This is a genomic window from Vibrio sp. 1069, from assembly GCF_033340555.1.
The window spans coordinates 1-719 of the sequence record NZ_JAWOWP010000342.1; the positions used below are offsets into that span (position 1 = coordinate 1).

General features: G+C 43.8%; 1 pseudogene. It reads right to left on the minus strand.

The annotated features are described in order from the left end of the window. A pseudogene (gene vopN / locus R7040_RS26400) lies at positions 1–489 on the minus strand (SctW family type III secretion system gatekeeper subunit VopN); the annotation flags it as partial. Between the last annotated feature and the right edge of the window lie 230 nt (positions 490–719).

A 719-nucleotide genomic window follows, 5' to 3' on the forward strand; every position in this document is an offset into this window, starting at 1 on the left:
GATCGCTTGGTCAATCAGCGCCAATAAGTGTTTGCTTTCCGGATTGGCCGATAAGTATTTCTTCACCGCTTTTAGAGCTAAGTATTGGTGGCTTTTCTCTTCCGAAAACCCGTTCAAATACGCTTGAAGCTGAGCGATGGTCGAAATGTTGCCACCCGCCATTTTGGCCGCGAGATCTTTGATTTTTTGGTTTTTCTCTAGATCGGGCACCTTTCTGAGGTAATCAGAAACCAGCTCATGCGCTTCGTTCACGCGAACGCCACCGTCTTTTATTTTGCGTTTGGTGAGATCTTTTTCTGCTTTTTCGGAGCCAAGTGATGTGAGCTCTTCCATCGCGTCAAAAAGCGATGGAGTGGCGTTGTGCACGAGCACAGTCTCACCTCGATAACTGCCTTTTACGGCACTATCTGCCCGAGACGATTCCAATCCATTCCGGACCGATGCATCAAACTTGGTGTTGGTTGCTATCTGACTATTGATAATACTCATTCACTTGCACTCCTTTCGTACAATACAAGCGAATTATATGAAGTGCGTTTTTATCAGGCTGTCAAAATCAGACGTGTTTTTTTAGGGCGTTTTCAGTTTTCTAAAAACTCCCGACCAATATTCACTATAAATACCAACCCATCCTTTCTATTCTCCCAGCATCAATCATTGCGCATATTTTTTACATTGAACGATTTCTCATACATCACCGATATTCAGCAATCTGCGAT